This is a genomic window from Phyllobacterium sp. SB3, from assembly GCF_040009165.1.
Taxonomy (GTDB): domain Bacteria; phylum Pseudomonadota; class Alphaproteobacteria; order Rhizobiales; family Rhizobiaceae; genus Phyllobacterium.
In genome coordinates, this window is record NZ_JBDYKI010000001.1 from 96,699 (window position 1) to 121,079 (window position 24,381).

18 protein-coding genes and 1 tRNA gene are annotated in these 24,381 nt (G+C 52.0%); 12 read left to right on the forward strand and 7 right to left on the reverse strand.

All coding sequences use genetic code 11. The features are described 5' to 3' along the window. Positions 1-143: 143 nt before the first annotated feature. The 4 genes from ABKW30_RS00515 to ABKW30_RS00530 all read left to right on the forward strand — a co-directional run bounded on the left by ABKW30_RS00515 (position 144) and on the right by ABKW30_RS00530 (position 3,245). A complete protein-coding gene (locus ABKW30_RS00515; RefSeq protein WP_348596065.1) occupies positions 144-1,085 on the forward strand; it encodes a LysR family transcriptional regulator in 942 nt (313 codons plus the stop codon). 136 nt (positions 1,086-1,221) lie between these two features. Beyond that, positions 1,222-1,566 carry an HU family DNA-binding protein gene (locus ABKW30_RS00520; RefSeq protein WP_348596066.1) on the forward strand — a complete coding sequence of 115 codons (345 nt, stop codon included), beginning with the start codon at positions 1,222-1,224 and terminating at the stop codon, positions 1,564-1,566. 276 nt (positions 1,567-1,842) lie between these two features. After that, a complete protein-coding gene (locus tag ABKW30_RS00525; RefSeq protein WP_348596067.1) occupies positions 1,843-3,012 on the forward strand; it encodes a hypothetical protein in 1,170 nt (389 codons plus the stop codon). Positions 3,013-3,020: 8 nt separating this feature from the next. Next, on the forward strand, positions 3,021-3,245 hold the full coding sequence (locus ABKW30_RS00530) for a sulfurtransferase TusA family protein (protein WP_348596068.1): 225 nt from the start codon (positions 3,021-3,023) through the stop codon (positions 3,243-3,245). Positions 3,246-3,417: 172 nt separating this feature from the next. Here ABKW30_RS00530 and ABKW30_RS00535 read toward each other — a convergent pair whose 3' ends face one another. Both ABKW30_RS00535 and ABKW30_RS00540 read right to left on the reverse strand, forming a co-directional pair. Continuing rightward, on the reverse strand, positions 3,418-4,572 hold the full coding sequence (locus tag ABKW30_RS00535) for a GTP-binding protein (protein WP_348596069.1): 1,155 nt from the start codon (positions 4,570-4,572) through the stop codon (positions 3,418-3,420). After that, positions 4,572-5,693, reverse strand: a complete 1,122-nt coding sequence (locus tag ABKW30_RS00540; protein WP_348596071.1) for a D-alanyl-D-alanine carboxypeptidase family protein — start codon at positions 5,691-5,693, stop codon at positions 4,572-4,574. The genes ABKW30_RS00535 and ABKW30_RS00540 overlap by 1 nt, the downstream gene beginning before the upstream one ends. A 143-nt stretch (positions 5,694-5,836) precedes the next feature. Between ABKW30_RS00540 and ABKW30_RS00545 the strand changes: the two genes are divergently transcribed. The 8 genes from ABKW30_RS00545 to ABKW30_RS00580 all read left to right on the forward strand — a co-directional run bounded on the left by ABKW30_RS00545 (position 5,837) and on the right by ABKW30_RS00580 (position 16,854). Then, a complete protein-coding gene (locus ABKW30_RS00545; protein WP_348596073.1) occupies positions 5,837-7,006 on the forward strand; it encodes a M20 aminoacylase family protein in 1,170 nt (389 codons plus the stop codon). A gap of 125 nt (positions 7,007-7,131) precedes the next feature. After that, positions 7,132-7,208, forward strand: a tRNA-Arg gene (locus ABKW30_RS00550). A 165-nt stretch (positions 7,209-7,373) separates the two neighbouring features. Beyond that, positions 7,374-7,814 (forward strand): very short patch repair endonuclease, encoded by a 441-nt coding sequence (locus ABKW30_RS00555; protein ID WP_348597550.1) that lies wholly within the window; start codon positions 7,374-7,376, stop codon positions 7,812-7,814. Positions 7,815-7,893: 79 nt separating this feature from the next. Then, the gene (locus ABKW30_RS00560) at positions 7,894-8,955 is read left to right on the forward strand and encodes a DNA cytosine methyltransferase (protein ID WP_348596075.1); all 1,062 of its coding nucleotides are present in this window, start codon (positions 7,894-7,896) and stop codon (positions 8,953-8,955) included. Beyond that, entirely contained in the window at positions 8,955-11,927 is a 2,973-nt protein-coding gene (locus ABKW30_RS00565; protein ID WP_348596077.1) for an ATP-binding protein, read from the forward strand. The genes ABKW30_RS00560 and ABKW30_RS00565 overlap by 1 nt, the downstream gene beginning before the upstream one ends. After that, positions 11,924-13,645: a response regulator receiver domain gene (locus ABKW30_RS00570; protein WP_348596079.1), complete on the forward strand. Its 1,722-nt coding sequence runs from the start codon at positions 11,924-11,926 to the stop codon at positions 13,643-13,645. Before ABKW30_RS00565 ends, ABKW30_RS00570 begins: the two co-directional genes overlap by 4 nt. A gap of 347 nt (positions 13,646-13,992) precedes the next feature. Continuing rightward, positions 13,993-15,104, forward strand: a protein-coding gene (locus ABKW30_RS00575; protein WP_348596081.1) for an IS3 family transposase whose coding sequence is annotated in 2 segments (ribosomal slippage) — positions 13,993-14,248 and positions 14,248-15,104 — 1,113 coding nt in all. Because the reading frame shifts where the segments join, the coding sequence is not laid out codon by codon here. Next, positions 15,049-16,854, forward strand: coding sequence for a hypothetical protein (locus ABKW30_RS00580; protein ID WP_348596083.1), 1,806 nt, complete (start codon positions 15,049-15,051; stop codon positions 16,852-16,854). The genes ABKW30_RS00575 and ABKW30_RS00580 overlap by 56 nt, the downstream gene beginning before the upstream one ends. Before the next feature lie 281 nt (positions 16,855-17,135). Here ABKW30_RS00580 and ABKW30_RS00585 read toward each other — a convergent pair whose 3' ends face one another. The 5 genes from ABKW30_RS00585 to ABKW30_RS00605 all read right to left on the reverse strand — a co-directional run bounded on the left by ABKW30_RS00585 (position 17,136) and on the right by ABKW30_RS00605 (position 24,257). Beyond that, a complete protein-coding gene (locus ABKW30_RS00585) occupies positions 17,136-19,421 on the reverse strand; it encodes a DNA-primase RepB domain-containing protein (protein WP_348596085.1) in 2,286 nt (761 codons plus the stop codon). Beyond that, a complete protein-coding gene (locus ABKW30_RS00590) occupies positions 19,418-19,828 on the reverse strand; it encodes a hypothetical protein (protein WP_348596086.1) in 411 nt (136 codons plus the stop codon). The genes ABKW30_RS00585 and ABKW30_RS00590 overlap by 4 nt, the downstream gene beginning before the upstream one ends. Before the next feature lie 841 nt (positions 19,829-20,669). Continuing rightward, the gene (locus tag ABKW30_RS00595; RefSeq protein ID WP_348596087.1) at positions 20,670-21,086 is read right to left on the reverse strand and encodes a hypothetical protein; all 417 of its coding nucleotides are present in this window, start codon (positions 21,084-21,086) and stop codon (positions 20,670-20,672) included. 232 nt (positions 21,087-21,318) lie between these two features. After that, positions 21,319-23,004: an integrase arm-type DNA-binding domain-containing protein gene (locus tag ABKW30_RS00600; protein ID WP_348596088.1), complete on the reverse strand. Its 1,686-nt coding sequence runs from the start codon at positions 23,002-23,004 to the stop codon at positions 21,319-21,321. Positions 23,005-23,387: 383 nt separating this feature from the next. Then, on the reverse strand, positions 23,388-24,257 hold the full coding sequence (locus ABKW30_RS00605; protein WP_348596089.1) for a LysR family transcriptional regulator: 870 nt from the start codon (positions 24,255-24,257) through the stop codon (positions 23,388-23,390). Positions 24,258-24,381: the final 124 nt, after the last annotated feature.

Here is a 24,381-nt window from a genome sequence, read left to right on the forward strand (position 1 = left end):
TGGCGAAATCGCCGTTGGGCTGAATATCTGCGCAGTGCCTGCAGGAATAAAGATCATAAAGCCGCAACTCATGTTCGATAAAACAGAACTATAAGGCAGATAATCATCTGTTAAATGCCCAGTCAGTCCGTTATAAGAAAACCATGAAGTGGCGTTTCGACGATTTACTGACTTTTCTAGACGTGATCGAGACCGGCAGCATCACAGCAACCGCCGCTCGGCTTAATCTGTCCAAATCTGTGGTCAGCAAGCGCATCTCTGATCTGGAGACCGGGCTTGGCATAGAACTCTTCCAGCGCACGCCGCGTAAATTGCTTGCCACTGCAAATGCACTGGACTTTGTTGAGCGCATACGCCCGCTTGTCCGCGATATCATGGAGGCAGCCGATACGGTCACCGAGCGCAATAGCGCAATTCGCGGAACATTACGCATCGCCGCGCCCATGACATTCGGCACGATGTATCTCGGACGCATGATTGCCGATTTCGCCCGGCAGTATCCTGATCTCGAAATTGCCGTGGAGTTCGAAGATCGCATGGTCGATCTGGTTCGCGGCGGGTACGATGTCGGCATACGCATCGGCATATTGAAAGATTCGAGCCTTATAGCGCGCAAGTTATGCACCGATGCCCGTATCATCTGTTGCAGTCCTGATTTTGCAAACACATATGGCATGCCTGAAACGCTGGAAGCGCTGAGCCGTTTTTCCTGCGTTGATTATTCCAACGTCAACACCAGCCAGCTCTGGCAATTTGAAAATCCGGACAAAAATGGTGAACCTATCTCAGTTCCGATGCACGGGCGCATTGTAGCCAATAATGGCGAGGCGATGCGTGATATGGCAATCGCCGGACTTGGGCTGGTACTGTTGCCCATGTTCATCGCCGCTGAACCACTACGGGCCGGAACCCTCGTCGCCGTCCTGCCGGAGGCGAAACCGCTACCCTACAATATATATGCGGTCTACCCGCCGACCCGGCATGTTTCAGCCAAGGTCCGCGCCTTTGTCGACCACATTGTCAGGCACATAGGCAGCCCCCCAATCTGGCAAATGAACGAGGCTTTTCACCGCGAGGAAGCCTGAAGAGCGGTTGGATCAGGCCGAATCACTTCGGCCCGTTTGTGGACAGGGAAGGCTTACTATCCGGCCAAAGACGGCTAAAATCACAAAAAACCCCGTAAACACTGGGTATAAACGTGCTTTTTGCCTCTAGTTCCTGATGACAGAGGGCGTAACGCGTGCCATACAGACCCCTCCGATCAACGAATATATTGAGGAAACCGCCAACATGAATACTTCCGATCTCATTGATAAGCTCGTTGCTGATCAGGGTCTTACAAAGGTTCAGTCCAAGGCGATTGTTGATAGCATCCTTAAAGGCATCACCGATTCCGTCGTAGCTGGCGATGAAGTTTCGCTGCCAGGCTTCGGCAAGTTCAAGGTACAGGCACGCGCCGCTCGCGAAGGCCGCAACCCTGCAACTGGCGCAACAATCAAGATCGCAGCTTCCAAGAAAGTTGCTTTCCAGCCTGCAAAGGCTCTCAAGGACGCCCTTAACGGCTGATCTGTTTGAGTTAGACCTCTTAAAAGGCGGTGCTTTTTGCGCCGCCTTTTTTGTTTTAACGCATATCGGTCGGCATACTGCAAATGCACTATCGCGACTTTGCCATAAATCCGCCGTCAGTCCATGACAGGTGACACTTGCGTGATCGGAGCAATTTATGCGGTTGCGTCAAGACTTTATCAACTATAACGGATGCATCTATAGGGTTGCGAATGTTACATTCGCTGCGAATCTGGCCTGATAAACACAATTGATGAACTGGCAACTGCTGCTGCGATGAAGATAAAGACACATATCCTTGCGCCTTTGATGCTCACGCTTTTCCTTGCCGGATGTCAGGGAGGGACGGTCAACGACCTCGTTCCCAACGGCGAAAATACGCAATTGCCAGCCAAGCTCGTCCAGAGCATGAAGACGAAGGGCATGACTGCCACCTCGCCGATCATGTTCCGCATATTCAAGGAAGAGAATGTCCTTGAGGTCTGGAAGCGCAAGGACAATGGGCGCTACGATATCGTAACGAGCTATCAGATCTGCAAATGGTCAGGGAAGCTTGGACCAAAATTCATCGAGGGTGATCGTCAGGCACCGGAAGGCTATTATGCCGTCCGCCCCGCGCAGATGAACCCGAAATCCAGCTATTACCTCTCGTTCAACACCGGCTTCCCAAATGCGCTTGACCGCGCACTTGGCCGCACCGGCGCAAACCTTATGGTTCATGGCGCCTGCTCTTCCTCGGGCTGTTATTCGATGACCGATGGCCAGGTCGCGCAGATTTATGCGTTTGCACGTGAAGCCTTCAAAGGCGGACAGGATTCGATCCAGCTTCAGGCCTATCCGTTCCGTATGACCGCCGCCAACATGGCGCGTTACAAGGACGATCCCAATTATGCCTTCTGGAAAAACCTGAAGGAAGGCTACGACCATTTCGAAATCACCAAGGTGCCGCCGAAGGTCGATGTCTGCGAGAAGAAATATGTCTTCAACCACACATCCGATCCGAACGCGCCTATCGCGGCCACCGCCACCTGCCCGCCATCGGATCAGCCTGAATCGCTGAAGATGGCCTATCAGTCCTACCAGACCAATTATGAGACTGCTTTCTCATCCATGGTTGGCAAGGGCAAGATTCAGGCGCCTGCGCGCTCCATTCAGGGATTAACCGAGGCAAAGATCATCGCCGAGTGGAGCCAGCGCCGTGCACGGGGTGAACGTGTTACGCAGGAACCGCCATCAATGTCGCCGCAGGATGCAGGCGCAACAGGCAAGCCACAGGTCATGGTTCGCCTCGCATCTGCAGTCGCTGCGGATAAGGCCAAGGAAGAGCGCGAAGCTTCCAAGCGTTCGCGCATGCATACGCCTGCGGTTGCAGCTACACCTGCACCCCAGCAGACACCCGCACCAGCATCCGCCAAGAAAGCCTGGTGGAAAATCGTCGGTAATTAGAGCAGGACATGGAAGCTGACGTTTACGACCTTCGCGGCCTGAATTGCCCGCTTCCCGTGCTCAAGACCCGCAAGAAGCTTGCCTTGGCTGCCGCTGGAACACGATTGTGGGTTGAAACCACTGATCCGTTGGCCGTAATCGACATGCCCAATTTCTGTGTGACCGATGGTCATCGCCTGATCGAGACCATCAGCGTCGAAGGCGGCCACCGCTTTCATATCGAGCGCGGTTAAGGCTTCTGTTTAAAGTTGCGACCAGCGCTCCACGCGCCAACTTCGCCTTTTTTCACAAACACCACTTCTCCGTCATCCTCGGGCACTTGACCCGAGGATGACGGAGAAGTGGTGTTTAGTTTACTCCCCGCATGTTGACTGTCGGGTCACCCACGCTTGCCCCGAAACAGCGCTAAACCCGTTTCACGCCCGGTATGGCCAGCGGATTGTCAAACAGCGCTGCCCTGTCCGGCATATCGATCTCCGGCCGGTTCAGGAATGCATTGAAAAGCTGTTTCACGTAGCTTTCCGGCAAATCCTTTACGATCATCACCAACCTTGTCTCGCGTACACCTTCCGGCCAAGCCGGAAGCCTTACGGGCGGATGAAATATCTGCTGCACGCCATGAATAACCAGCGGCCGCTCCGGATCATCCTCAAGTTGAACGATACCCTTCATGCGCAACAGCTTTTCGCCATGCGCCGAGCGCAGGAGATCGATGAACATGTCGAAGCTCGACAGCGGGACCGGCGCATCATGCGTCAGGGAAAAAGACCGGATCGCCGCATCGTGGCGGTTTACATCGTGATGGTGATGGTCGTGATCATGGTCATGATGATGTCCGTGACCATGGTGATGGTGCTCAAGGTCGTGGCGTTCATGCTCACGATTCCGCCACGCTTCGCTGTTCAACCAGCGTTGAACATCAACGGTCTTGGTTTCCGGATTATAGACGCCGCACTCGAACAACGCCGCATAGCCCGTGCGCTCATCGCTGACATCGATAATATCCGCACCAGGGTTGAGTGCATGCAACCTTTCGCGCAGCGCGTCGGCCATGCCGACAGACTGGCGCAGATCCGTCTTGGTGATAACAATCCGGTCGGCAACCGCCGCCTGCTTCACTGCCTCTTCATGCGCATCGAGTGTCGCCATACCGTTGACAGCATCAACGGTAGTGATGACGCCGTCCACGCGGAACGCCTGAAGCAGCACTGGATGACCCATGATCGCGTGCAGCACCGGCGCAGGATCGGCAAGCCCGGTCGTCTCGATGATTACCCGCTTCAGGCGCTGCAATTTGCCCGTTTGCAAACGATCAATCAAATCGGCAAGCGTATCCACAAGCTCCCCGCGCACCGTGCAGCACAGGCACCCGTCGGAAAGCTCGATAATGCCTTCGCTCGCCTTCTCCACCAGCAGATGGTCAATGCCGACGTCGCCGAATTCGTTGATGATCACTGCCGTATCGGTAAGCGCCGGATCTTTCAGCAGGCGGTTGAGCAAAGTCGTCTTGCCGGAGCCGAGAAACCCCGTCAGCACAGAAACAGGAATGGGGGCAGCCATCAGTTGATCGCTTTCGCAGCACCGCTTGCATCGCTCAGCGATGAGCGGTCAGGACGTGGGGTCGGCACCGGCAGACGGTTTAGCTCCATACCAAGCGAATTGAGCTTTGATGGCAGCAGGGCCACCTTCTCGGCCACCGGTTCACGGTCCATGCGGTTCATATAGGGCGACCCGGCAACAATATGCCCCTCAAGGTCCTTGCCATCCCACGTATCTGAACCCGAGGTTTTGGCACAGACTTCCGGACGCATGTTCACGGCAACGTCGAGCTGCGGCGAGCCATCGGATTTCAAATTATCGATGGTGGTGCCATTGCCTCGCGTCTCAAAGCCTTTGGCGAGAAGTTCGGCAGCCTTGGTAGCTCGCGTGGATAGTTTCAACTCTCCGAGAACGACCGTAACCACCGTCCGGCCATCACGCGTTGCCGAGCCGATCAGATTATAGCCGGACGGGCAGACAAAGCCGGTCTTCATTCCATCAGCGCCGGGGAAGCGGCCGATGAGGGCATTGAGATTTGGCTGGACCTTCTTAGCGCCATAATCGATGGCCTCAATATCGAAGAAATGCGCGAATTGTGGAAACTCGCGGCGCAACTGCAAGGTCAGAACCGCCATGTCACGCGCTGTTGTGTAATGATCGTCCGAGTGCAGGCCGTTCGGATTGACGAAATGCGAACTGTTCATGCCAATGCGCTTGGCTTCCTCGTTCATCAGCACTGCAAACTTGTCCGAAGATCCGCCCAGCGTTTCGCCGACAGCCATGGCAACATCGTTTGCAGATTTTACCATCATGATCTTCAGCGCATCGCTAAGCGTCAATTCAGACCCGGTTTTATATCCCATTTTGCTGGGGGGCTGCTTTGCGGAAAGCGCAGTTATGCGCACTGGCGTATCAAGCGTCACCTGCTTTGATTCGAGCATGCGGAATGCCACATAGACAGTCATCAGCTTGGTCAGAGAGGCTGGATACCAGCGCTGGAAAGCATCTTTCTGTGAAAGAATCTCGCCGGTTCCTGCATCAAGCGTAATATTCGCATCGGCAAGCGCGGTTGATCCAAGGCCGAGCGTCGCGATGGTTGACATCGCGCTGCCGACTAGAAAAAGTGCTACAGTTTTCCGCATTCCTGAAATCCAGCCTGTCTGTATAAACTTGGGAAGGCATTAAGCCGCGCTTCACGTGGAGCGGCAATGGCCTTATCTATCTTATGTGGCATCCAAAAGGCAAAGTGCCTTTCTTGCCACAGGTAAATTGGAGTTGATTAAAAATGCCCTTGCTCAATCGCGCTATCGAAATGCAGGACGAAGTTTCGCAGTGGCGCCGCCATTTGCACCAAAATCCTGAATTGATGTTCGATGTGCACCAGACTGCAAAGTTCGTTGAAGACAAGCTACGCAGTTTCGGTTGCGACGAGATTGTTACGGGCATTGGGCAGACCGGCGTTGTCGGCATTATCCGTGGCCGCCACGGCGAAGGACCAACAATCGGCCTACGCTCCGACATGGATGCCCTGCCTCTGACAGAAATTACCGGGAAGCCGTGGGCTTCTACCAATGCTGGCAAAATGCATGCCTGTGGTCATGACGGCCACATCTCAATGCTCCTTGGCGCTGCACAGTATCTGGCCGAGACGCGCAATTTCAAAGGTTCGGTTGCTGTTATCTTCCAGCCCGCCGAAGAAGGCGGTGGCGGCGGCCGAGAAATGGTCAAGGACGGCATGATGGAGCGTTTCTCCATTTCTGAAGTCTATGGCCTGCACAACATTCCAGGCTTACCGGTCGGCGAGTTTGCTATCCGCAAGGGCCCGATCATGGCCGCGACCGACGAATTCACCATCACCATCGAAGGACGCGGCGGCCATGCCGCTCAGCCGCACACGACAATCGATCCTGTCGTCATTGGCGCACAGCTTGTGAACGCATTGCAGACAATTGTTTCGCGCGGCACCGATCCGCTCGATTCCGTCGTTATTTCAGTGACCAAGTTTCATGCGGGCGATGCGCATAACATCATCCCGCAAAAGGCTGAACTGGCCGGGACAGTCCGCACGCTACGTACCGAGATGCGCGATTTCGCCCAAAAACGCCTGACCGAAATCATCGAAGGAATCGCAGTCGCCCTCGGTGCAAGCGCGGTCATCGATTATGCGCGCAACTACCCGGTGACATTCAATCATGACCGCGAAACAGATTTCGCCGCAGAGGTTGCCCGGAAAGTCGCCGGAAACGCTGCTGTGAATGAAGAAGTTGCGCCGATGATGGCAGGCGAGGACTTTTCCTACATGCTGGAAGCACGCCCCGGCGCATTCATCTTCATGGGCAATGGCAAAAGCGCCTCACTTCATAACCCCGCCTATGATTTCAATGATGATGCGATCCCGCATGGCATCAGCTATTGGGTGAATATTGCGGAAAGCGCGCTCCCCGCATCAAGTTGATCGTCGCGCCGCCAAATTCTACCAAAGTTGAGGCTTGGCGGCGGCCCCGAAAAACGTTAAGTCTCGGCGGATCGCGGCTATCCGCGATCTGTCTGGCCTTTGAGTTCTGCTCGAAGGGCCGATATGGTCCCGTAGCTCAGCAGGATAGAGCGACAGATTCCTAATCTGTAGGCCACTGGTTCGAATCCAGTCGGGATCACCATTAACTAATTGAAAATAAACTATCTTTTATTTCTTGATTCCGTGCAAAGCAGGCCAATTTAAGTTTAGACCAATCTTAGACCAAGTATCGGAATTATTGGAAGCATCTTGCTTATTTCCGGACAACCCAAAATGCTATAGAGATGCACTTCGAGTGAAACCGGAGGTGCTTTTCTCGGAGTACATATTGGATAGGATAAGCCCAGCCAAAAGAAGTGCTAACATGGCTCGAATAAGGAGCCAAAATACTCGACCAGAGATGACCGTGCGACGACTAATCCACAGTCTGGGCTATCGATACCGATTGCACGTTGCTCAGCTTCCGGGACGACCTGACATTGTATTCTCGCGTAAAAAGGCTGTGATATTTATCAATGGTTGTTTTTGGCACCAGCACGGCCATCCGGACTGTACGAAATCTTCGATACCTAAAACACGCCATGAATTTTGGAATGCGAAATTACAACGTAATTCTGAGCGAGACGCCGCAAATTACAGAAAGCTGGATGCTTTGGGATGGACGACATTGGTAATTTGGGAATGTGAACTTAACGAGGAAGATTCACTTGTCTTGAAACTTACGACATTTCTGCGTGAAACAAAGTAAAACTGCCCGTTCACGTGATCGTAATTGATTTGTATCATACCGAATCAATTACTGGGTGTAGGTTGGGTTCAATGCAAATATGATTGACGTGGTGGATTTCTTTTGTGGCTGTGGAGGGACTAGCGCGGGCTTACGCAACGCGGGCCTGAATATCCTTGCAGGCATCGACATCAATGCAGATGCTGGAAAAACCTATCAGTCAAATTTCCCGGCCGCAAAGTTCTTTCTTCAGGATATCCAAAAGCTGAGTCCATCTGAATTGGTTGAGGCACTTGGACAGAGACCAAATCGTCAACTGCTCTTTGCGGCGTGTGCACCTTGCCAACCATTCACCAAACAAAAGACCAGCAAGCGGGAATTCGACGAGCGGAAGGGTCTACTCGACCATTTCCACAAGTTTGTTAAAGAGATTCGTCCTGATTTTGTAGTTGTGGAGAATGTTCCAGGTCTACAACGGATCAAGCGAGACGAAGGTCCATTGGGAAGATTCATTAAGGTCTTGGCGAAACTTCGATATAAGTTCGATGTCCAGGTAATCTCGTCACAGGATTACGGCGTACCGCAAATTCGAAGACGTTTGGTGTTGATAGCCAGTCGACATGGAAAGATTGCAATACCAACCCCGACTCACGGCTTGACGGCACCGAAAAGGCCGTATGAGACCGTTTGGAACTGGATCGGCGATTTACCCCCGCTCGAAGCTGGACAGTCACATGAGAGCGTTTCCAACCATAGGACTGCTGCCTTGTCGGATCAAAACGCTCGACGAATTCGTGCAACTCCAGAGAACGGCGGCAGACTGGATTGGCCAGCTGACTTGACCCTGGATTGCCATAAGACCCACTCCGGACACACGGATGTCTACGGCAGGTTGTTTAAGGATCGCCCTGCTTCTGCTTTGTCGACAAGATGTATCAGCCTATCAAATGGTCGTTACGGCCATCCGACACAGCACCGTGCGATAAGCGTTAGAGAAGCAGCAAGACTGCAAACTTTTGATGATGATTTTGAATTCTTTGGAAGCTTAAATTCAATGGCACGCCAAATCGGGAATGCCGTTCCGGTGAAACTTGCTGAGGCTTTGGGACGGCAGTTACTGGAACACGTTGCAGATCCACGCAACCATTCGAAACCGAATTAATGGCCAATTTTAAGGTTAGAGCCCGCACAATTGATATGCTTGGTCGGCAACAGATTGCTGGCATACCAACGGCATTGAGCGAGCTTTTCAAGAATGCCCACGACGCTTATGCCCAGCGCGTTGAAGTCGATTACTTCCGCGATGACAAACTGCTTGTCCTACGGGACGATGGTCTCGGAATGACGCGAGACGATTTTGAGCAACGTTGGCTCACTCTGGGTACCGATAGTAAAGTCAACAGCTCGGCAGGACTTGCACCCCCGCCTGTAGACCTAAATCAAGGCATCAGACCAATTCTCGGAGAGAAAGGGATAGGTCGTCTCGCAATTGCAGTGATAGGTCCACAAGTATTGATTCTTACGCGAGCCAAGAGGGATAAACGACCCCAGACAACCTTGACTGCTGCTTATATCCATTGGGGGGTATTCGAACTTCCAGGCGTTGATCTCAATGAGATCGCTGTGCCTATCGAAGAATTCGACGCCACCGATCTTCCGGACGAGGATCAAGTTAATTCTTTGGTGAAAGCCGCGATGTCGTCACTTGACGCCATGAAAGACCGAATTGACCAAGAACAGTTTCAAAAAATATACAGTGAAATGTCAGCCTTTTCGGTATCTCCGTCCGAGATCTCTACCTATCTAACTGATCCCAGTTTGGTAGGAGATGGATGCGGCACTCATTTTTACATATCGCCGACGGATAATCTTATCGAGAGTGACATCGATAATCGAGATGCTGAGTATAAAGCAACAAGATTTGAGAAACATCTCATCGGGTTTACGAACACGATGACCGTAACCGAAGACAGCAAGCCTCCCATCGTGGCCCGGTTTCGTGACTATGTGGATGAAGGAGCACCTATCGAACGGCTTGGCGAAAATGCCTTCTTTACCAAAAGGGAATTCAGCGAGGTTGACCACCATATCAGCGGTCGTTTTGACGAGTTTGGACAGTTCCGTGGTAAAGTTGCCGTCTATCAGACGTCTCCAGAAGATTACGTTCTGAACTGGGCCGAAGGCGATGGTTACCAAACGAAATGCGGGCCGTTTGACATTACATTTGCAGTGCTACAAGGAAATATCCGCGACAGCCTAGTAGCCCCTCAGGAATACGCCCTTCTTACAAAAAAACTTCAAAAGCATGGAGGATTGTACATCTACAAGGATGGCATTCGCGTCCAGCCTTACGGCGATTCAGATTACGACTTCCTCGACATAGAAAAGCGCCGAACACTTGGTGCAGCTTATTACTACTATTCGTACCGACGAATGATGGGCGTCATTGAGTTAAACGGCCATGACAATTTTGAGCTCACTGAGAAAGCTGGCCGCGAGGGATTTCGCGAAAATCGTGCTTATAGACAATTCCGGTCGATATTGATGAACTTTTTCCTCCAGTCTGCCGCTGATTTTTTTCGAGAGGATGGAAGGTACGCTGAGGGTTGGGAAGCAACACGTGCAGATTTACAACGAAACGCGGAACTTCGAGCAAAAAAGGCCAAACAATCATCTTCCAAAAAGCGGGCATTTCAAGCCGGACTGACGCAATTCTTTGATAAAATTGAAAACCGCACACCGGAAGTTTCTGTAAATGTCCAGTTGGAAACATTGACACAAAAGGTCAATGAAGTCTTGCGGAGTCGACGTGACGAAAGTTCTAAAGCCCTTGCTCTCATGCGTATTGAAAAAGAGGGTAAAGACGCAATTCAGGCGCTACAGGGGGATTTGCTTGTTCAGAAGCCCCGAGGAGTGGGGTTGAGCAGAACAATAAATAATGAATGGCTCGCCTATCAAGAACAGAACAAGCGTTTGGAAGAACGCATCTTTGCGCCAGCAGCAAATCAAATCGCTGACATCATATCCAAAGGTGCCGAGCAATATGCTGTAAAAATTGATCAAACCGCACGTTTTCTTGGCGGAATTCGTGCCTTTATCGGTGTTCACCGCGATTTGATCAAGCAAGTTCGCAATGACGCCGACGCTGATCTTCGTAAACTAAACGAAATTGGCCGCAAGAGACTGGCGGATGGGTTCCGGAAGATACAAAAAGCCTCCGACGAATGTTTAACTGAAGCTTCAACAATCGTGTCTGACAAAATCAGGACCGATAAACTTGCCGAGGAACGTAACCGCCTCGAAGTCGAATTTGGGCTCCTCTTTGAAAAGGAACAATCGGGAATCATAAGCTTCCGATCACAGATTGGGTTATTAATCAGCTACCTCGATGGAGATGGGTTCGACGCCAACGATCTGACAGAAGCTTTGGAGGAAGAACTTGACGCGCTTCGTGAACAAAGATCGTCGGAGCTCGAACTCGCTCAGATTGGCCTAGCCATCAGCGTTGTGAACCACGAATTTGAGAAAACCGTACGAGCTTTGCGCGAGGGCTTCAGGCGCATGAAAGCTTGGGCGGAAGCCAATCCGGCAGCCACTGAACTCTATACGTCCATGAGAACGGCTTTTGACCATCTGGATGGCTACCTTGAGTTATTCACCCCGTTCGATAGGCGCTACAATAAAGAGAAGTCCAATATTCTGGGGAAAGATGTTCTTGATTTCCTGTCCGCAATTTTCGAAGACCAATTGCAGAAAAACTCAATAGAGTTAATATCCACCGCAACATTTCGCGAGCATCGTTGGCTAGGATATACATCCACATTCTATCCTGTCTTTGTTAATCTCGTCGACAACGCGATTTTTTGGTTGAGTAATTCCAATAACCACAGCAAGAAAATTACGCTCGACGTTAAAGACGGAAATCTTCTTGTCAGCGACAATGGTCCCGGCATCAGTCCAAGAGACCGTGAGAATATCTTCATTCTTAATTTTACACGTAAACCCGGCGGCCGGGGGATGGGACTTTATATTTCGCGTCAGTCACTGGCCAAAGAAGACTATCAACTGGTTCTTGATGAAACAGATATTGGAACGACCTTTCGGCTTCAGCCAGTGAGTGAGAAGAATACATGATGGCGCTTAACTCTTTTGACGAATACCGCCTCGACGCGACGAAACGGTTCGCACATACCCTTATTGTTGTTGATGACGAAGCATCTACTGAAGCGCCAAATGTGGAGCAGGAAAAAAATGCCACTCCGGCGAAAAAGCCCTCTCGTGCTGACGCAGTCCGATCATCAATTAGTCAACCTTCATCAAGTAGACAGGCTGTAGTCAATCATCCTCTGAATGCTGCTATTTTGACGGAGGCCTCGATGGGACTCGGTCTAATATGTTCAATCCTAAAACCTAAGAAAACCGCCAAACCCGCCGCAAAGGTAGCAATAGCCGCACAAAGAGCGGATATTCTTTGCATTGATTGGGAAATGCACAACGACAGCGGAAGAACCGCCGTTGAAATCATTCAAGCTGTACTTGAAAGCGATGAAGGTAATGGCGGACGCTTAAGATTGATTGCGATTTACACAGGTGTCGCGGATAAGGATCAGATCCTCAAAAAGGTTCTTTCTTCGATACCTAAAGGGGTGAGGACTAGGCGTGCAATTGCTATCGAAGAAAATTTTCTTTCCAGCAATGACGGTCTGCGAATTGTTTGGCTGATGAAAAAAGGTGGTGTCCGGAACAAACTTACCCAGAAATATGCTGTTAGTGAAGACGAACTGCCAGAGCGGCTACAGAAAGAATTCTCATACCTGTCTGACGGTATACTAACCAATGTTGCCATAGCGACTATAGCGTCAATTCGTGAGGCTACACACCATGTAATAGCGCGCTTTGGCAAGCCGATGGACGGTCCTTATTTTCATCATCGCAGCACTCTGCCTAGTCCCGAGGACGCAGAGGAATACGCAACACAGATCATTGTCAGCGAGCTTAAAAACTCTATTGATGCCAATAAAATTTCTTCACATTTTGCAGGTTCGGAAGCTCTTGAAAAAGCTCTTGACCATACTCTTAACTCAAAAGATCAAAATTTCTTGAACGGTAAGGACAATGTGTCCGTATCGTACGCGAACTTTCGCGACCTAATTATCAATGGAATAAAGCCAACCTTAAAAAAGCTCGAGGATGCGAAGAAAGGTTTGGGAATTGGCATCAAAGGTGTTTCTGAACAGATTGCTAATCCATTCACCCAGAGCTCAGAAGTCACTATTGAGAACATGCTTGAGTTTGCCGCACTCACCTGTCTATCGGCGCAATCAGGGAGTCGATACAACCATCATAAACCAGCATTATCGCTTGGCTCTATCGTGCAAGACGCAGATGGAAAATATTTGCTGTGCGTACAGGCAACCTGCGATTCCGTACGTCTCGAAAAAGCTCAAGCATTTCTATTCGCCCAGTTAGAAGAAATTCCCAGAGCCGACATTTTGAGTAAAGAGGCGAAAAATAAAATTGAGTTTGTCGTCCCCGTTTTTGAAGGCGCTTCAAAAAAGCGCAAGCTGGTCTGCCTTAAACTGTCGGACAAAGCGCCCTATGCCGCGCTTCGATCGATCGTCTTTTCCCCAACAATCGACCAACGAGTTTATGCAAGCAAGAACGACAGAAAAGGGTTCGAGTTTACAGCTCTTAACATTCCTGCAGGCAAGCGATCGCCCAAACAGAAGCAATTTACTTGGATAGCAGATGTGAAACGAAAAAGAGCGCTCCGGACTGTACAATACATTGGTCAGGAAATGGGTCGTATTGGCTTTGACGAATTTGAAGCCTTCAGACGTATCTACAACTGATCATGCCAAGTGGACCCCAATTTGATTAGAGAACTCACAGCAAAAACATTCGCGACAGATCAGCAAGATTTGAGAATAACACTTAAGACTAACCACAGCCTTTTTAGCCGTATTGTGTAGATACGAAATGCCGACACTGGACCAGCCTCAACGAGAGAGCGTTAGAGCTGGCCTTTGGCCCGTTCGAGGCCGCCGACAAACTCCAAAGCCAGCAACCATTGTCGTTTCGCATGCGGAACGTTTCTGTCGGCCTATTGACGCACGCGTCGGTTCGACTGAGCCTGACCTGCTCCCCTGGAATGTCCTCGATTTGAGGTTAGTCTGTTCTCCACACCAGGAGACAGAACATGAGGCGATCCCGTTTCAGCGACGAGCAGATCATCGGTATTTTGAAGGAGCATCAGGCCGGATTATCGGCTGCTGACCTTTGCCGGAAATACGGTGTCAGCGATGCGACATTTTACAAGTGGCGCTCGAAGTTTGGTGGCATGGAAGTGCCGGAAGCCAAGAGGCTAAAAGCACTTGAGGAAGAAAACGGCAAACTGAAGCGTCTCTTGGCGGATGCGATGCTGGATGTATCGACGCTCAAAGAGATGCTTGGAAAAAACTTTTGAGGCCTGGTTCGAGGAGAGATGCCGTGAACTGGGCCATGAACGAAAAGAACTACTCGCAACGCCGCGCCTGTGGACTGGTGGGGATTGATCCGCGGGTTTATCGCTATCGGTCAAGCCGGGCGGATGATGCAGATCTCCGCCACCGCATGCGGGAGCTGGCCAGCGAACGTCGCCGTTTTGGCTACCGCCGGCTTCACATTCTGCTGAAGCGAGAAGGTGTCGAGGTCAATTGGAAGAAGCTTTACCGCCTTTACAAAGAGGAGCGGCTGACGGTGCGCAAGCGTGGCGGCCGCAAACGAGCGCTTGGCACACGTGCACCGATGGCGATCCCCCAGGGACCAAACCAGCGCTGGAGCCTCGACTTCGTCTCGGATTCTTTGACCGACGGCCGCCGCTTCCGGGTGCTCTGCGTCATCGATGACTTCAGCCGCGAATGTCTGGCAACCGTCGTCGACAATTCGATCTCGGGAACGCGCGTTGGCCGGGAGCTGGACAGGATCGTCGAACACCGTGGAATTCCCTGCATGATTGTCTCGGACAATGGCACCGAACTGACCTCGAATGCCATCCTGAAATGGCAACAGGAACGCCAGGTCGAATGGCACTATATCGCGCCGGGAAAACCGATGCAGAACGGCTTTGTCGAAAGCTTCAACGGCAGATTGCGTGATGAGTGCCTCAACGAGCATCTCTTTACCAGCTATCGGCACGCCCGCCAGATCATCGAGGAATGGAGGATTGACTATAATCTGAACCGACCCCACACAAGCCTTGACGGCATGACACCCTATGAGTTCGCAACCCGGTCCCAAAAAGGCCAAAACCAGAACAGAGCTAACTTATAAATGCGGACACAAAGGGGAGCAGGTCAAGCCGAATGGCCCGTCACCGGTGACTCGAGAGCTGGGATATTTCCCAGCCACATTAAACCCAAGTCTGATCCAAAAATGTCAACAATTAGATATATCAGACACTTCAAGGCCTGATGATCCCAAACGGATCATCGCCCCCCCTGCATTCATGACGAAGTATCAGGAAGACTCCAAACGAGCTGCCTTGAAAAAAGACGCTGATCTTGATCGCAGGCAAATATCAGCACGCAAACGTAGTCAGAAAGCGCAAATGATGCCGCCTAATTTGACAGAAGCCCAGCAACGAACATGGCACCTGAAAGCAGCAATGCGGGAAGAGGACGCACAGTATTATGCTAGGAAATCTCAGGATCGCACACGCGACATTAAACAAAGGCTCGAATTTGGATACGAGCGTTTTGGTTACCGCATCTTATCTGGATACACTGTCGAACCGCTTCGGGAAAATGGCCTCCGATCCGAAACTCTTAACAGTCACGCAGCAGCTTTTTGGCCCGCCCTTGTGCCCAAGGCTTCGCGGCTCCGGACTTCCTGGGGCAAGGCGCAACTGGAGACGATCGGCACAAAGCTGTTCTCCCTTGATGAACCGTACGTGGAGGGAAACCGAGATTTCTTGGGATTTCTTCGGCTAGACACTGATCGTGTTTGGACCACGCCTGAAGAATGCCAGTACTACTATGAAACCCTGGTTGCCGAGGGAAGCATTGCCTGTGCTCCGCATTTCATTGTGGGATTGCGCCCACCGGACGGGCGTTTCATTCGACCGCATGCAATTTGGATTCTGCCGTATGGTTCAGCTGTCTGGAATGCGCCGGGACACAAACAGTGGCGGCGAGGTCCAGTCGATCTTTTTAAGTCCGTCTATTATGGGCTTTGCAACGCCGCACTCGAAGGTGGGGCCGATCCCGATGCGCCGGCTACTTCGCAGCAAGTCAAGAATCCCCTCTCCCCCGAGTGGTTAACACTTTGCCTACAGGATTCTCACTTCCCGGACCTCGTCGAACATTCCGAATACCTTGATATGAAATGCAGCAGGGAAAAACTTGTACGACGATCAGTCGGAATACAGTCAGCCCTTGGCATCACGGGCAGCAACGCGGTCTTCAATAGCCTGCAAGAAACCGCGTACGGCGCTTTACGCGATTGGCACTTCAACGGCGATGAACTCTATCATGACGCAATGAAATCAGGACGCCGTGGTGCCCTCGGTGATCGGCTGCATATTTCATTGGCAGAGCGCATTAGAGAATTGGACCTGACCGGTCTAAAGATTTCAGATCAGGCGCTGGAGCTGCTTATCGCCAAAATTTCTGATTATGCCGTCGACACATGGGATCCGAAAAAACTGGCGCGTAAATCAAAAGCATCCGGAACACTGATGCACGTCGTAGAGGGCATGAAGACGGTCAAAGAACGTCGTCAAGCGGCGGCGGCGTATGCGTCCTCATGCAAGGCCGCTACATCGCTGAATGCCCTCGTTAAAGCCGTCCGTCGCCTAAATGCCGATGGCAATCAAATAAGCAAATCTTCAGTTGCCCGGATATCTGGCGTCGCCTTGACCACAGTTAAAAACCGTTGGAAGGAACTTGAGTCATTCCTCGCCCTTTCCACCGAAGACCAGGCATTTCGGTCTATAGATAAAAAGAATGAATCTCGTCCGGCTTATACCTTTGAGACTTCTACGGGTGGCGAAACGAGTGAAGAATTCCAGACAGGTACATAAGAGAAATGAGATTAGCTGTGGTAATGTTCATCGAACATCGGAGCGTGGAGTTAATCTCTTTTGCACGGCGCAAGTCTTGCATCGGCTTCATCTACATCCTGATAGTCGGGCACGGTCGCTCCAGAGCGCCATTAGAACATCGCCCCATCGCTGCGCTCCTTGCTTGGCTAACCGGACGGGTCGACGTTCAGCTTGTTTCTAACAAATATATTGATCAGGGTGCCGCTGGCCCGCACGGCGCTCATCAGAACATTGCAAGCAACTGAAAGGGGATACAATGTTTATCGGCGAGGCATATAAGACGATGAATTTCTGGACAGCTCTGCAAACTTTAACAGTTTTTCCTCCGCTTCCCGCCGCTTCAGTTCGGCTTGTACGCGGTCGCTGACACATGCAGCCATCGATGTCCGAGCCGCGTAGCCTTCGGCGCGATCGCCCTTCCGATCCAAAATACCCGGGCTTGCTTCGGTGATCGCGTCGGCTATCAGTTCGCGACTCCACCCGGCCAATGCCATGTCTTGCCCGGCCCGGAAATCGACCAAATTCCAATCAACCTCTTGCCCCATCTCTTCGCTGTGCTGCCTCGCATATACTCTGAATGCTGCCAAATGGTCGCCATCGCGGGTTTTCTGGAGTAACGGCCCAGATGAGGCCTTTACTGCCGCCAAACGGGCCTTGTGGACGATCCACCTGCGTACCTGTTTAATAAGATTTGACCCTGTTCGGGCAACGGTGCCGCTGGCTTCCCGGAGAATTACGAACGGTGACTTTCCTTCAACCAGCCGCGTCGGTTTCCTGTTTGTGAATCCCGGTAGTCGCGACAAGTGGGCGTGGTCTGCGGCGGCTGGGTCCGCTCCATAAATTTTTGCAAGGCTCTTGGCGACTATCGTTGCGGCTTTTGGGGAAGGTTCCAGAGCTTCTGGGGCAGTGATCCGGATCCATGCTGCGAAATTATTTCTGGATGTTTCCAGTACAGCGGCCGGGGCGAACCCGTCATTCTTCAGCCGCCTGATTGTGGCAAGGCTCAAATCGTCCATGAGGATGTATCGGCGGTCTTCGGGCCGGATGTAAATATCGCCTCCCCTGGCGTTCTCTGATTTGAGCCAACCTACGGCGTTCATGATCATGTCCGGGGATTGGCCCTGGCGGTTCACATTCGCTTTTTCGGGCCGTACGATCTGAAGTCGATACGTTGCAGCAGGTACGGCTTCCAAATAGTCATGAACGGCTTTTTTGGTGCCGTCGATTATCTCTGATGCACGAAGTTTGAGAGCAACCAATCCCTTGTTCGGGGATCCGCGGTCGTTATCACCTTGAGTACCCTTTGACCGATCAGAATCTCGGCTTGCTGTGATGGCCAGAACCACCAGGCGCTCAAGATCACTGCCAGGCTCAATGCTGCCGTTCCGATCGCCGCTATCGCCGCCGTCGTCCAAAGGTCTTTTTGGTTCTGCAGATGCTCCCGCTGCGCGGCTCTCTGTGCCGCTTCTTCCAGCCTCCGCGCTTGGTGCTCGAGCATCGACACTGTGTGTTGCACATCGGCTTTGGCTTTCTCCGTCGCGATCAGTGCTCCGGATAACTGATCCACTGCTTCCCTGGTAGTCCGGATCATCTCGTCCAGCGCTAGCGCAGCGGGCAAAATCCGTTTCGCTAACTGATCCGGCACTTGGGTCAAGGCTGCGTTCAAGCGTTGGATCTGCGCCGTCGCGTCCTGCAAGCTTTTCATATCCAACTCCCGTGCCTTCTCCCGCTTCTCTGTAGCTTGCTGCACGGAGTGTCTGAAAGTCGCGATCTTGCTCATAGCTTAAGCCCCTTTTTTGCATGTTTGACCATGTAAAACCTCTCCCCATGGCCTTCGCAGTGATGTCAGTTCCGTCGAGCTGGTAGGCTAGCCCTGAGACGCTCCCAGTGGCGCTGATATTGGGGCGGACGATGACGCCGTGGGCTTCCAAATGTTCGACTAGGCTAGAGACGGTGCAGCCCTCGGCAAGTCTACTATCGATCATTTCAGCTAGGATTGTTGACGGTGGCACTTCTCCTCGTTCAGCCATCGCGATTTGCCCGCGATCCGGGGCTTTACGATGATCCGTCGCTTTTTCCGGTTCTAAGAGATGGCTGCTTTCAATCTGGGTCAGTTCGAACTCGGTCTCGATCTTCCGGATCGCGGATTCCGATCGTCTCCAATCGTGAGCATCGCTAACGACTTGGCCGTCTGGATTGATCCGGCTGGCCGCGATATGGATGTGATTACCGTGGCAGACAGTTATATAGGATTCGAAGCCCATTTCCCCTGCCCACCTGTCCGCGATCCGGGACCAAGTGGCATCGTCGGGAATTGGATCACCTTCCGGCAAGCGGAGGCATTGATGTGCAACGGCTTTGCCAACCCGGGACTTCAAAGCCCTAAGCTGTCCAAATTCGGCGGCAATCTCTCTGCCAGACGTTCCAGCCATCGTTCCGCCGATAATGTTCACGCGCTCCCGAGGATTGCCGTTCATGTCATGGGTACCGAGCAAGTAGTCCACCAAGCCCCGAGCTCCCGCCCCCTTGACGAGTTTTCCGATCATGACGGCCTGTCCTCCGAAATGCCCAGGAGGGCCAGTCGTAGGCCTCGTGTCTCCCGCGCAGCCGATTCAAGGAGCCGCCGCAAATCGTCGCTATAGGCACCGCCGCCATTGAGATGTGCGGCGATCTGATTCAGGTTCGCAGTGGTGCGGGCAAGCTCTGAATAGGCATTCCGGTTCAATTCGGGCACTGGCCCGCGCACCTGGTGGCCCAACACCCGAGCGCGCAGGTAAGCCGACAGAGTAAGTCCAGCAGCTCCAGCAGCGACAGCGAGATCGAGCGATTCCGCCGGCGAAAACCGGATTGACGCAGAACGTCGGCGGCGTTCGGCATCCGGCACTAGTGGCCGACCGCCTCGCCTTTTTCTACCCCCTGGGGAGGGGGGCGTGTGCCCTTTGTCTTCGCTCACGATACGTTCCGCCTTTGCTTGTCAACGCGATTGACTGTCATCAAGGATGCGACCGCAGGGAGCACCCGCAAGATAACAGTCCAGTTAAGCGTAAGGGGCCTGGCGTTTCCCCGGCAAGCGTTTTTGTGAAACAAAAACATGGCTTGCTTCTCACCTTTCCTGGCCAAACCATTAGTGGAGACAAAAGCAATGTAAGGAGAGGTACAGGTGACGCGGAAACGAGCAGTGAAACGTAGAACTTGCGCCAAGGCAGCGCGTGTGAAGCGGGAACAGGCACAGCGAAATGGTGCTGGCCGCGTGATGACACGGCTTATTTTTTGGATTGCGTTCATCACCGCTGCTCTGGTGCCTCCTATCCGGGCTGTCGTAGTCCCAGTATCCCGTAAAACGCGAGGAAGCCTGGATACGGACCTCCATCGCCCACGGAATGACTATGAGAAGGGAATTTCCAATCATGCACATATTAGGGAGATACACGGTCGATATTCAACGCGGCCATCTTTAGCTCGGATCATGAAGGACCTACGTCGCCCCAGTGCGCGGAAAAGCGCGGAGGAAGCCCTTCTGGTGCGCTGTCCATCTGCACTGCACAATTGGATAAAAGAGAGAATCAAAGCTGATGAGTTGAATGTATTGTCTATCTGGGTTCGACCGGATTTGACCGATCAGGCGACGTTCGAACGTTGGCTGCAGGTCGCACTTGATGATGCAAAGCGGAAGGAGGCCAAAGAGACCCCCTCCATTGATCTTGCAGCCGTTGCCCAACTATTGGTGGACCTGACTAGCAGAGATGGCGGAGACGGGGATCAGGGAAGCAACAACGCCCCCTCCCCTGATCCAATCAAGCCGAGGCCTTGACAAGATTAATGAACAACCGCTTTGCATCACGTTCGGCTTCACGCATTGCGCTTTCCAAACTATCTGTCTGGCCGTGAGCCAAGACCGTTGTGCCATCGATGACGTCAAAGCTGAAGATTGAATGTTTTGCCGGAAGCGTAAGAATCAGCGTGATCACATTGGATGGTTCCACGCCCACCGCGAATGCCGCCTCTCTTGCTTCTTCGGTGGTTTCAGCTTGTCCTGTCGCAAAAACGTTCCCATCGTCGTCTGCCACTTCGTAATTGATAGTCAGTGGAGGTTCCTCCGGAACGGTGACAGTCAGGTCAAGGACATGATCCGGCGTAATTGCGTACCCAGCCGACCAACCGGATACTGTCGAATCCTCTTCCCATTTAAAAAATTGTAGTTTTTGCGCCATTTGTCTCTCCTTCTGTTGTGACAATGAGAGACATGCCGGAGAGAACTCTAAAAGAAAATTGAAATTATTTGATGAATTATCACATGTTTTCAACCTGTTATCGGTATAAATCCTTGATCTCCAGATTTTTTTGAAGATCGAATCCTTTCAAGAAATTCACGAATCCTTGACGGCAAGGATTCAAATACATCATTTTTTTTGATGTATTAACTGAATGCAGGCTGACTTAATCCTAATTTTCTTTCGGAGCGTCCTCCCAATCATAGTCGCCAGGCTCAATCACCCCCACCAAATCAAGCGAAAGCGCTTTCTTCTCGGCTTCCCGTGTCTCCATGATCGCATACCAAGGACGCGTTTCCGAAAAAGAAACCTTCTTCCTTTCCGGCTTCTGATCAGATGATCGTGGCGGTGGAGGTCTCCTCCCACCTACTGGCCAAACCGATACATTTGCTTTCCAGACTTTATCGCACGCTAGAAATAGCGCATCGGTCCACGCTTCAATGGCGATTCTCTTGAGCTCGAGACGTTGACTATAATCATAAGCTAACCGGGTGATTTCCGCACTGCGCATCATTCGCTGACCCGTTTCCAAACCCGCATGATCGAGAACGGCAGAAATCGCATCACCGCGAACTGCCATGTCACCGCACACCGTGGCAAAGGTTCGGCGCAGATCGTGCATGGAAAAATATGCGACGTCTGCAAGAAGATTAGGCAAGTTATCCTGAATCTCTTCTTTTTCTCTCCTTAACTTCAATGGCTGTCCCCGCAATCGAGCAAGAAGGTTCTTTGGCGAGGATTTATTGAGATGACTATCCGCTGCCCCGACACGCTTTGCTGTTGCGGGGAATACGAATTTGGAGTCGACCGCACTGAGCGTCGTTGCTCTTTCAATTAGAAGCGATAAACGCGGCGGAATTGGAAGTGCATGAAACCGCCTTGATTTCATCGTGGCTTCTGACCAAAGAACAATCCTCCACCCCTTCGGCCCATCCGGCCAAGCCAATATATGCGCTCTTTCAAGTGCCAACCCTGCTCCGGACCGTTGGGCTGTCAGGGCAAGCCACCACAAACCGCACAATACCGTTTCGGAAGTACCTCGACTGTTCTTCCGGCCACTAAGTACCCGGTGCTTTTCGGCGATATAAAGTGTGCGTGCGATATCATCCAAAGAAGGCATACGAGTGCGAGGCGCAACCGCCGTAGAATCCAGAATCTCTACCTCTAACCACCACCTTGGAGAGCCTGCCAATCCCGATTTCCGGGCATGTTTCTTTCTTGCGAAGCTAAGAGCGGCTTTTGCATTTGCAACGAAGGCTCTCGATGCTGTTTTCCTGCCAGCATCAGCGCACTTATCGCGAACGTCTTCCAAATCACCAGCACTCAACTCTGAGAGGAGCTTCCCTTTCAGATCATCGGCTTCCACCGCAGTCAGAGAAGCTTTGGCATTGTGGGCGCTATCCTTAGAAGGCGGTTTGAGCCTGCCCCGTGTAAGCCGCGGCTTTGCCAGATACTCATCGGTGTACTCCGACACCAACTTTTCCCACGTCCATTGTCCGGACTTGAGTGCTGCTCGCTGTCTGGCAGCCTCTTCTGCTTTCTCGTCAGACTTTCCCGCAACCTTTCCCGTCAGAAAGTATTTTGGGTCAGTTCCATCTTTCAGTAGGGTCCGTGCTTTCTTCGCAAGCGCTCGAGCAGCTTTCGCAGTGGAGACGTCTTCCAGTTTGCCAAGAGACCGTGTGTTTCCGTTCCACTTCAAAGCCCATCCGATTGATCCGGCCTGCGTTCGCAAGATTAGGCCTTTCTCGACGACGTCCGCGAAGATCAACGGATTCGACGTTGTATAGACCCGAGCGATGGCAGCCACTTCAGCTTCCTTGATGTGCTTCGGTCCAATCTCCACCCGGTATGTCGGCATGAATGTCTCGCCCTCTAAATCATATGACAGGCCCAATAGGCCGATGGCCGATCTTTTAGACCAAGCAATAGACCAAGTAAATTGGCAACACCGATCCATTCAGAAGGAACAGCCATAAAATAGGAATATCGTTATTCCGCTATATGATTGATTTAATAGCCTTTATTTCAGCTATGAATTAGCTCAACACAGATGACTTTTAAAATATTTAGATTCCTAATCTGTAGGCCACTGGTTCGAATCCAGTCGGGATCACCATTAATATCAATGACTCAGTTATTTCTTATAGGTATGGCCGCCCCGCGACATGCCTTGAAGTAATAACCGTGAAGGCTTCTTCTCGTCCCGAATGGCCGGACTGTGATCCTGCTGCCCCGGAACGGTTACATTGCAGCTGTCCCCGGCCGGAAGGCCTCGCGGATAACTGCTTCCATTCCTTCTATGGCGGCACTTTTTCTCAGCGGATTTTTCTTCAGAACCACATTGGAAGAATCGATCAGCGGAAAGCCGTCTGCCTCTGTCAAAGCTCGGCAACCGGCAGGAATATTGCTTGAAGCAAGAGGCGCTATCGCAAGCCCGGAAACAACGGCGATCTTGAGACCTCCACTTGTATCGCAGCTATAAGCCACACGATAATTGACCCTGGATGTTTCAAGAGATCCGATGGCAAATTTCTTGCACCAGCTTGAACTCTCGTAAATAGCGATGGGCACGACATCGTTTTCATGGACGCAATGCGTGTCCGAGGTAACCCAGACAGTGGGATCTACAAAGAGCACTTCCCCGACAGGCGGTTGCTGCTGGTCGAATATGACAGCAAGGTCCAGCTCATCCGCCTCCAGGGCTGCAATCTGGGCAGAAGAATAACCGCACTTGACCGTCACCTCGACGTTTGGGTGCTGGTTGGCAAAGGCGGCCAACGCACGCGGCAAGACCGTATAGCCATATTCTTCAGGTATACCTATCCGCACCGGGCCACCCAGTGGCTTCGCGCGAATGGAAGCCGCAGTCTCATCCAGCAGACTGATAATCCTGTTGGCATTGCTGAGCAACGCCCGGCCTTGGCTGGTCAGGGTCACTCCGCGCGAGCCCCGCTCAAAAAGGCTTTCGCCCAGAATTTCCTCCAGACGTTTGATCTGGATACTGACCGCCGACTGGGTACGGCCAATCTGCTCAGCCGCACGCGTCACGTTACCGTTTTGGGCAACTGCAGCAAAAACCCGCAGTAACTCACTATCCAAGGGAAGCTTCACTGGAATGATCTTTCAATAAAAATTCCGAATGATAGCGATAGTCATCATTTAAATTGCGAATGTCAAATCCAGAGGATAAATGATTGGATGCGGCTCAGATACAATCCTATGATCTCCTGAACGC